General features: G+C 52.9%; 6 protein-coding genes. 4 read left to right on the top strand and 2 right to left on the bottom strand.

Going from position 1 to position 9,153, the window contains the following annotated elements:
* Positions 1–679 precede the first annotated feature (679 nt).
* Complete coding sequence (locus JRF57_16010; GenBank protein MBW2305202.1) at positions 680–2,575, top strand: SurA N-terminal domain-containing protein; 1,896 nt, start codon at positions 680–682, stop codon at positions 2,573–2,575.
* 98 nt (positions 2,576–2,673) lie between these two features.
* On the opposite strand, the gene JRF57_16015 is transcribed toward JRF57_16010, so the two are convergent.
* Positions 2,674–3,141: a DUF1285 domain-containing protein gene (locus JRF57_16015; GenBank protein ID MBW2305203.1), complete on the bottom strand. Its 468-nt coding sequence runs from the start codon at positions 3,139–3,141 to the stop codon at positions 2,674–2,676.
* Positions 3,128–3,469 carry a hypothetical protein gene (locus JRF57_16020; protein MBW2305204.1) on the bottom strand — a complete coding sequence of 114 codons (342 nt, stop codon included), beginning with the start codon at positions 3,467–3,469 and terminating at the stop codon, positions 3,128–3,130. Before JRF57_16020 ends, JRF57_16015 begins: the two co-directional genes overlap by 14 nt.
* A gap of 1,701 nt (positions 3,470–5,170) precedes the next feature.
* Here JRF57_16020 and JRF57_16025 point away from each other — a divergent pair.
* From JRF57_16025 to JRF57_16035, 3 genes are all read left to right on the top strand, one after another.
* Entirely contained in the window at positions 5,171–5,782 is a 612-nt protein-coding gene (locus tag JRF57_16025; GenBank protein ID MBW2305205.1) for a class II aldolase/adducin family protein, read from the top strand.
* Positions 5,783–6,046: 264 nt separating this feature from the next.
* On the top strand, positions 6,047–7,342 hold the full coding sequence (locus JRF57_16030; GenBank protein MBW2305206.1) for a class II fructose-bisphosphate aldolase: 1,296 nt from the start codon (positions 6,047–6,049) through the stop codon (positions 7,340–7,342).
* A 315-nt stretch (positions 7,343–7,657) separates the two neighbouring features.
* Entirely contained in the window at positions 7,658–8,758 is a 1,101-nt protein-coding gene (locus JRF57_16035) for a CRISPR-associated endonuclease Cas3'' (GenBank protein MBW2305207.1), read from the top strand.
* Positions 8,759–9,153: the final 395 nt, after the last annotated feature.

Here is a 9,153-nt window from a genome sequence, read left to right on the forward strand (position 1 = left end):
TCTCTGCGCCTGCCTGTGCCGGGCCTATCTGCCGTTCCAACGGGACAGGCAGGCACGGCAGACAGGTCAGACTCAAACCGGGGACCCACCCGTTGGGTGGGGAGTCGTCGCTTCGCGCGGACAAATTTTAATCCTTGAAGTTCTTAAAGCCCTATAGAATTTATCGCTTCAAGCAGGATCTGACATGTTCTCCTCGCTATGTTCCCGCCAGAAAGCCGGCGGGCAGGCGCTCCGCCGTCCATGGCTCCGCTCCCGCCAGATACCGGCGGACAGGCACTGCGGATTTCGTCCCTTCATCTATCCTGATTCAGGGCAATGTCAGCCCTGCTTTCCGCTGCCTCCGGGGAATCTGAATCCTCAAAATACTTCAATGTATGGTGCCTCTGCCGCTTGGCCCCCAAGCGGGGCGGTTAAAATTTTCGCCTTCCCCTCCGGGGCGTAGGCCTTCCGGGCCGGAGGCTTGACCTTGCACAAATTTTCTCATTTATGGATGGACACTAGGTATACCGGGAGGGCGGATATGCCCCTTTTTGATTGGAAAAATCCAATGGACATGGGGCCTTGATCATGTTATAGCCTTGGCGCAGCGAGGGCTGCCCGAATCGACCCGATTCGCGCGGCATACGTATCGACTCCACATCCTTTGGAGTAAAAAAAGCCTGAATTGGAGGGAACCCCGATGCTTCTCAGCTTGATGCGGCGGCATGCCAAATCATACCTCATCAAAATTCTTATCGCCATCATCGCGATCGTGTTTATTTTCTATTTCGGGTATTCTTTTACCTCCAGAGAGGGAGCGAAAGTCGCCACTGTGAACGGTGAATTGATCACCCGGGTGGAATACCAGAAAGCCTTTCGAAATCTCCTGGAAACTTATCAGAAACAATACAAGGGGTTCTGGAACGACCGCTTAATCAAGAGCCTGGGGTTGAAGAAACAGGCCCTGGATACCTTGATCACTGAAAAACTCATCAGCCAGGAATCCAGGCGAATCGGGCTGGAGGTCACGGATGAGGAAGTACAGAAGAGGATTCTCTCTTACCCCGTCTTCCAGTTCCGGGGCCGCTTTGATGAGGCCCGCTATCGTTCGCTCCTTGCGAACAACCATATGAAACCCGAGGAATTCGAGGCTGAAATAGCCAGGCAGGTCCTCCGGGAAAAGGTGCAACAGTTCATCTCTTCTTTTTTGTTGGTGACCGACCGGGAAGTGCAGGATTATTACACCTTTGCCAACGAACAGGTGAAGGTCGCCTTTGTCAAGTTTTCCCCCAAGGACTTTGAAGACTCTCTTTCATTAGATACTTCAGAGATGGAGAAGTATTTCAAGGAACATCGGTCCGAGTATCGTATTCCTGCGAAAATCAAAATCGTTTACATCGAGATCGATCCAGACCGTTACAGGGACCAGATAACTGTCTCCGACCAGCAGATCAAGGACTACTATTACGACAACATTGAACGATACAAGGTGAAAAAGCAGATCAGGGCCCGCCATATCCTGTTCAAGTTGGATGAAAATGCACCTGAAGACAAGGTGAAGGAGATCAAGGCAAAGGCCGCGAAGATACTTGAAAGGGCGAAAAAAGGTGAGGATTTTGCGGCTCTGGCCAGGAAATTCTCAGAAGGCCCCACCAAGGACAAAGGGGGGGATCTCGGGTACTTTTCAAAAGGGGAGATGCTCAAGCCTTTTGAGGAGGCTGCTTTCAAACTGAAGAAAGGCGAGATCAGTGGATTGGTCAGGACTTCCTTTGGTTTCCATATCATCAAGGTGGAGGATATCCGGGAACCCAGGACCAAAAAGCTGGAGGAGGTGCGCCAGGAGATTCTTGATGAATTGGGGAAGATTGCAAGGTCCGATTTCGCCCATGAAAAGGCCCTGGCCCTGATTGATCAGATGCCATACGACGTGGACCTTGAAGTGTATGCCAAGGAGCACCATGTGCCGGTAAAGAGCACGGACTTTTTTGCTGAAAACGAACCTATTCCTGAGATCGGTGGTGATTCGAAATTGAGAAAAACTCTTTTTTCTCTTGAGAAAAAGGAAATCACGGATCTCATGGAGGTCAATGAGAAGTTTTACATCTTTCAGGTAGCAGACAAAAAACCTTCTTACCTTCCTGAACTTCAGGAAGTGCGAGGTGAAGTCGAGAAGGATTTCCGGGCATACCTTGCCAGCCAGAGGGCAAAGAAGGCCGCTGAAGCGTTCCTCAAGCAGGCCAGGGATGGGAAGGATTGGAAAAAGTTGATCGCCTCCCAGAAGGGACTTACTGCAGAGGAAACGACTTTTTTCAAGCGGATTGGGGCTATTGATCCGATTGGATTCGCCTCCGACCTCCAGGAGGCGGCCTTTGGTCTTGACAAAGACCATCCTTACCCGGAAAAGGTCTTCGAGAATGAGGAGGGGGTCTATGTGATCCGCTGGGAGGCATACAAGGCGGCCGACCAGGAAGAATTCGAAAAGGAAAAGGAACGATACCGTGCCACCCTGTTCCGGGTCAAGCAGGGAGCCTTGTTGAGCGATTGGATCAATGCCCTTCGAAAGAAGGCTGAAATCGAAATACTGAGTGATCTGTGACCTCTTGGGGGGATTTGCAGGAGCTGAGACAAGGGATGTGTAGTATGCTCCTTCAGGGGCGTGTTTCCGCCTGCAGTTCGCAATTATTCCCCCCCGCCTCAGGAGGTCTTAATCCCGATCAAATATCTCTTCCCTTGTGAGGTGATCACGTACTTGCCGTTTTCTTCTTCAATGTGTTCGGCGAGTTGGTAATAGGCCGCCCGGTTGAATCGGGCTGGGAACATCCCGGCTTTGACCTTACAATAAAGAACGTTCCCCTTCCCCACGAACAGGGTTTCAGGGTCTAGCTCTTCCTCACTCTCATCGCTGAGATAAAGGACGTATCGTTTTCCCAGGGAATCATCTGTTTTGACGATTGTCCTCCAGACTACGAAGGGTGTATCTTCTACCTCCACGATACACCGATCTCCTGCAAGGGTTATAATGTACCGGCCCTCGGAATCCGCCTGCATCTGCTGGTAGAACATGCGGATGAAATCACGGCGGACCATTTCGATCCCCTTGAAAAACCATCGTCCTTCCTTGTCGATGAAGATAGAGCAGGGCGGTGTTTCACTTGCGTTCATTCGTCTTTTTCCCTCTCTTCTTGAAATGTCTCCTGCCTTTCCGTTTTCCTCTCCCAGCACCCCTTGATGGAGGTGCGATGTTCCTCTCCTCCAGCCATCCCCGGGCCTCCTCATGGAGGTCTTCCAATGCGGATCGGACCAGGATGGCTTTGTACATTTCGATCTCCGCAAGCTCGTCACTCAGGCCGAGGCAATGGGAAAGACGCCCCGCCTGACCCGGATGCCGGGCAATGTAAGTCTTGAAGGCCCTGACATCCCGGTTCCTGAGGATTCGGTTGAGTCCCCTGTGAAAATTAGCATATCCCTGTTCGTATTCTCTCTCATCCATGCATACAGTTCCTGTTTGGGCGGTTCAGGTCCGTCGGGAATGGTGCTGGCGCTCTTCCCCATGGGAAAATCAGCCCCCGGCAGGTTCGCCGGATTCGATGTTTTTGAAGCTTTATAATAATCCGTTGAATTCAACGTGTCCATGACCATATGGATAAGTTTTATCTACAAGGATTGGTTTGGATTCCGATAGAAATTTCCCGCTTCAGGCAAAGGGTTCGGAGTTCCTTCGAAGCCCCTGCAATCTAATCTGGAGAGTACTTCAATTTGATATCATGCTCCAAAAGGCCGATGGCGCCTCTGGGCCTGCCCGCCTCTGGTGTGGCTTACCCGCTGCAGTTTGGCGGGCTTGCCCGGGGGAATTTCTGTATCAAGTGTTTCACCTGAAAACCACTGCCTGCACCACCGGGAGAAGGGGCATGTGGATCTTTTCGGAAGTGACCTGTTGGGAGGCCTGCCAGACAGCAGCAGGTAAACCTTCGTTATTTCAGGGGGTTAGGGATGAGGGAAGCCCCGGCTCCCGCTTGTAAAAGCGGGAGAACGGCGGAGGGGGCAAGACTCCCCCGTCACTAACCCCTTGAAATGACCAGGCCGTGAGACCCGGGAACGAGGAAAAGATCCCCATGCCCCTTCCGTTTCCATAACACCCGGTGCGTACTTCAATTCGGTACCGATCTCCAAAAGGCCGCTGGCGCCTTTTCTTTCGTTCGGAGGCTCCCGGGCTGGTGTTTTCAGCGGCTTATCAGCGGGGGACACCGGCCCCCTCCGCATTCTCCCGCTCTAAGAAGAGCGTGAGCTGCGGCGCGCCCTCCCGCCAGTCACTTCAGAAAAGGAGCCATCGGCCCTTGCTCGAACCCTCCCTCCAAGGAGAAAAAGATCAAAAGCGTTAAGCCTTGGCACTCGAGAATTTCAACTGTAACTGACTCTCTTGAACCAGAATGACAAGGGGCCTTTTCGCACGCCCTTCCAGGATCAAGTGTTTCACCTGAAAACCACTGCCTGCACCACCGGGAGAAGGGGCATGTGGATCTTTTCGGAAGTGACCTGTTGGGAGGCCTGCCAGACAGCGGCGGGCAAGCTACGCCAGCCTCGGGTTGAACTCGAAAATTCTATTTTGGACAAACGTGATTCACGATATAGAATGAAAACATCCGGAAAGCCTCTTTTTTTCATTCGCCTTCGCCACAGGATACCTTGTACACATGGAGGGATGGCGAGGTGGCTATATTGAGGCGCTTTTGTGCGAAAGCGAATCGAGCTTTGTCACAATTCCACTCAGGATGCCCCGTTGCTCGGAGACCTTTGAAAAACGTTTAATTTTGTTCAAGGTCAAGGAAGGCGAAAATTTTAACCGCCCCGCTTGGGATATCAAGCGGGACAAGCATCCATACATTGGAGTATTTCGAGGATTAAAATTTGAGCCTGACGCAGCCTGGTCACGCCGTAGCCTTGGCGAAGGCGGAAGATTGGGCAAAAGGGAGCGTTTTTCAAAGGTCTCGCTCGGAGAGGGGAGCCTCAGGAGGGGTGTGGCTGGATCCATTTACCAGGTTCATTTCGTAAGGAAGAGTAAAACAGAGCCTCAAGTAAAGGGAACGGGACGTCCCGGTTTTTGAAAATGAATGTTAAAAGAAAGAAGGATGATGAAAAGAAAGCCCTCCATCCTTCGGCCCTTTTGGCCAAGGAAGGCCGGGTCGAGGGAGCGATGGATGAAGAAGGAATCATCAAGTTCCAGTGCACCTGGATAGAGGGGAAGCCTCTCCCGGCGGAATCCGTCAGGGAACTTAACCGGTGCCGGAAATGGTTGTATCGAAAGGGATGGATCGGGGCCTATGGCAATGGGGTCGGATTCGGGAACATCAGTATAAGGACCCAGGATCCCGGCTGGTTCATCATCACAGGTTCCGGAACGGGAAGGCTGAAAAGGCTGAAGGAAGAGCATTTCAGCTTGGTCCTTTCGGTGGACTTCGAGCGAAATGCGCTCACTTGCCGGGGGGGAGCAAGGGCCTCCTCCGAGTCCATGACCCATGCCGCTGTCTATTACTCAGTCCCCGCGATCCGAGCAGTCGTTCACATCCACGATCTGAAACTATGGGAAAGTTTGCTTGGGCGGGTCCCGACGACCTCCGCATCGGCGGGTTACGGCACTCCTGAGATGGCCTTTGAGGTGATGCGGCTTTTTAAAGAAACGGATGTCCTGCAAGGGAAAATCTTTGTCATGGGAGGGCACCGGGAAGGGATCGTTGTTTTTGGTCGTGACCTCGAGGAAGTGAAAGAAGCGCTGTTGAGGGCTGTTAAGATTCGGAAGCGAAGATAAAGACCCCCATGCCCTTAAAGACGAATTCAATTCAGGAAAAAGCGGGAATGGGTAGTTCCGTTGACTTCCCGCATTGACGCTTCTTCGGCCCCTTGTTAAGATGGATTTCGCATTTTCGCCCCGCGGTCTGCCCCCTGGAAGTGCGCCTTACTGGGAAAAGCTTTAGAACCGGGCGGCAAACGCCTTTCGGTTCCCTCCATTCCATTATGGAGAGCAGATCCGGTGGTTCACCCAACAGGACCGTCAGGTGAAAGGAGGCACATCATGTCAGAGGAAACAAGAAAGTCGACTCCGGAATTTGAAAAAGCGCTTGAAATCGGACGCCCGCCGAATATCCGGCGGCTTTTTCCTAATTCCCGAGCCTTGATTGTAAGCGGCAAGGTAATCGACCGCGCCATGAAGGCCAAGGGAAAGGCCATGACCATCGCTGCGAACGGCCGAAACCATTTCGTGATCAGAGGAACCCTCCGGGCGGCCCAGAGGGCGAATGCGGCCGTAATCATTGAAATTGCCAAATCCGAGGGAGGGCCGTCGGCCTATTGCGCGGTGAATTTCTGGAACCTGGCCCGGCAGGTCGACGCCGTATGCAACGAACTCGGGCTTACGATCCCCGTGGCCGTACACGCGGACCATTACGGTATCAAGAGTGAAAAGGACCTGGAGGCGGCCAAAACCGAAATCCCTTCCATGTTTGACGCAGGCATCACCTCCATCGCCATTGATGCGTCACATCTTCAGGATGCCGATAATCTGAAAGCCAACCTCACCCTGAGTCCTTTTGTTCCCAAGTGGGCGGGCTATGAGACCGAGGTGGGGGAGATCAAAGGAAAGGAAGGATTGTCCACAAAGGAGGAGGCCCTTTTCCTGATTCAGGGATTGAACGCCCATGGTGTTTTTCCGGACTGGATCGCCTTAAACAACGGCACCACCCATGGAATAGAGGCCAGCGATGCCGGTATCCAGGTCCCTTTGACCAAGGAAATCCATGAGGCCTTGGAGCCTTATAAGGTTTCCGGGGCGCAGCATGGCACCTCGGGGAACAACTCGGAAAGACTTCGGCTGATCGTCCAGGAGACGGCTACTACCAAGGCCAATGTGGCCACAGCCCTCCAAATGATCAGTTGGGGGGTGAAGGTCAATGAATTCGGGAACGCTTATTTGGATGAGAATGGTGAATTCGTAAAAATTCCGGATCAGGGTATGACGGACGACCTCTGGAATGAAATAGTGAGTTATGCCAAGGAAAAAGGCCTCAAGGGAGGGAATTACAAGAAACTCAATCTTCCCTTCGAAAACCGCCTCTTGGCCCAGCCAAGGGAAATTCGGGAGAGAATGGCCAAGGGGGTGGAGGATTTTGTTTATGAACTCCTGACCGATGTCTTCAATGCCGGGGATACGGCTCCCCTTGCCTTGGAGGCCATTCTTGAAGCAGGGAGCTATGATCTGGGACCGAAGGTGGGCAGGATCGAGAACCCGGCGGACTGGACAGAGGAAAAGTACAGAGAAAGGGCATCCATGCTCACAAGGGACAGAGGACCGGAAGGAGATTTCGACGACTAGAGACTCAATGGATCACGGCACGGGTGAAGGTTTACGGCCTTCACCCTTTAAGAGGAGGGTTGCTTTTCAGGGTGAAAACCCGCGGACAAGTCTCCTTCATCACAAATGAACTAGGGGCCATCCATGAAGTAGGTGATTTTATTTAAGGTCTCAAGCCTCCGGCCCGGAGGGGAAGGTGAAAAATTTTATCGCGCGTAGGGACGATTCTTCACCCTCCAGGCGGATCCCGGGTTTGAGCCTGACCTGAGAGAATGGAAGGAAGGCCGTTATGGATGGGCACTAACCAAGAAAAACACCATGACAGACGATACAAGTATGACAAAGGAGAAAACCCGCCTCTGGATCAAGGACATCAAGGAAAACGACCGGATTCATGACCTTTACCTGGTCAAACTGAAGAAAAGGGGGGTTACCCGCAATGGGACCCCTTTTTTGAGCTTGAGGCTTGCTGACAAAACCGGCGAAGTGGAGGCCAAGCTCTGGGAGCGAGTGGATACCCTCTCTCCCCTCTTCAAGGAAGGTGATGTCCTGGAGGTCAAAGGAAGGGCAGGGACTTATCGTGATGAGATTCAACTGACCCTCTCCGACCTTGCGGTACCCGGGGAAGTGAAGGACAGGACGATTTTCCTGGAGTCCTCGCCCAGGGATACCGGGGAGATGATGAAGGCCCTCAAGGAGATCCTCAAAACACTGGGAAACGGGCACCTGAGGGGCCTCGTGGATCGTTTCCTGTCCGACCGCGATTTCCTGGCTCTTTTCAAGGAGGCCCCGGCGGCGAAGGGTTTCCACCACGCCTACCTGGGAGGACTGCTCGAACATACCCTCTCCGTCTGCCGCCTGGCCCGGGTGGTTTCTGATCATTACGAAGAGCTGGATGGTGAACTTCTGCTTGCTGGGGCCTTTCTACACGATGTGGGAAAGGTGCGGGAATTTCATTTCGATCGGAAGATCGACTACACGGGTGAAGGTCGTCTCCTGGGGCATCTCGTGCTCGGGGTAGCCATGGTTGAGGAAAAGCTTTCAGCAATGAGGGGGTTCCCCGAGGAGACGGCACTCAAGCTCAAGCACATGATCCTGAGCCACCACGGAGAATATGAGTTCGGTTCACCCAGGCGGCCCAAGTTTCTTGAGGCCTTTGTGCTCCATATCATCGACGACCTGGATGCCAAGGTGAAAGGGATCTCCCATTTCATGGAAAGGGACCGCAGGGAAGGGGCCTGGACGGAATTCAACCCTATCTTCGAACGCTATCTCCTTAAAGGGGCGCTGACGGAAGAACTGGATAGGGAGTTCTCAGAGGCCGCCGCCCCTATGGATGAAGGCAAGCAGAAAGTCCTCTTTTCCTCTCTGATGCACGAGCAGGCCACAGGTGCCGACAGGGAGGGTGGGGGAGAAGGATCGCCCGGCACCTCCTAATGCCCATCCATAAAAGCCTTCTTTTCCGGTGGCGCGGGCATTTGGCTTTCCTCCGATACGAGACCTTTGAAAAACGTCCCCTTTTGCCCAATCTTCCGCCTTCGCCAAGGCTACGGCGTGACCAGGCTGCGTCAGACTCAAATTTTAATCCTCGAAATACTTCAATGTATTCCTGCGGTTAAAATTTTCGCCTTCCTTGACCTTGCACAAATTTTCTCATTTATGGATGGACACTAGGTATAATCCCCAAAACGCTCCATCAGTTCTCTTAGCTTGCCTGGGGCGTCCCCAAGGTCCTGTTCCCCTGGAGGAGTGCCTGCGGCCGTCTCTATGATGCCCATATCCCTCAAGATACGCTTGATCATAGGCACGGGCCTGTCCTCATAGAGATCCAG

It is taken from the genome of Deltaproteobacteria bacterium, from assembly GCA_019310525.1.
Classification (GTDB): Bacteria; Desulfobacterota; DSM-4660; order Desulfatiglandales; family HGW-15; genus JAFDEE01.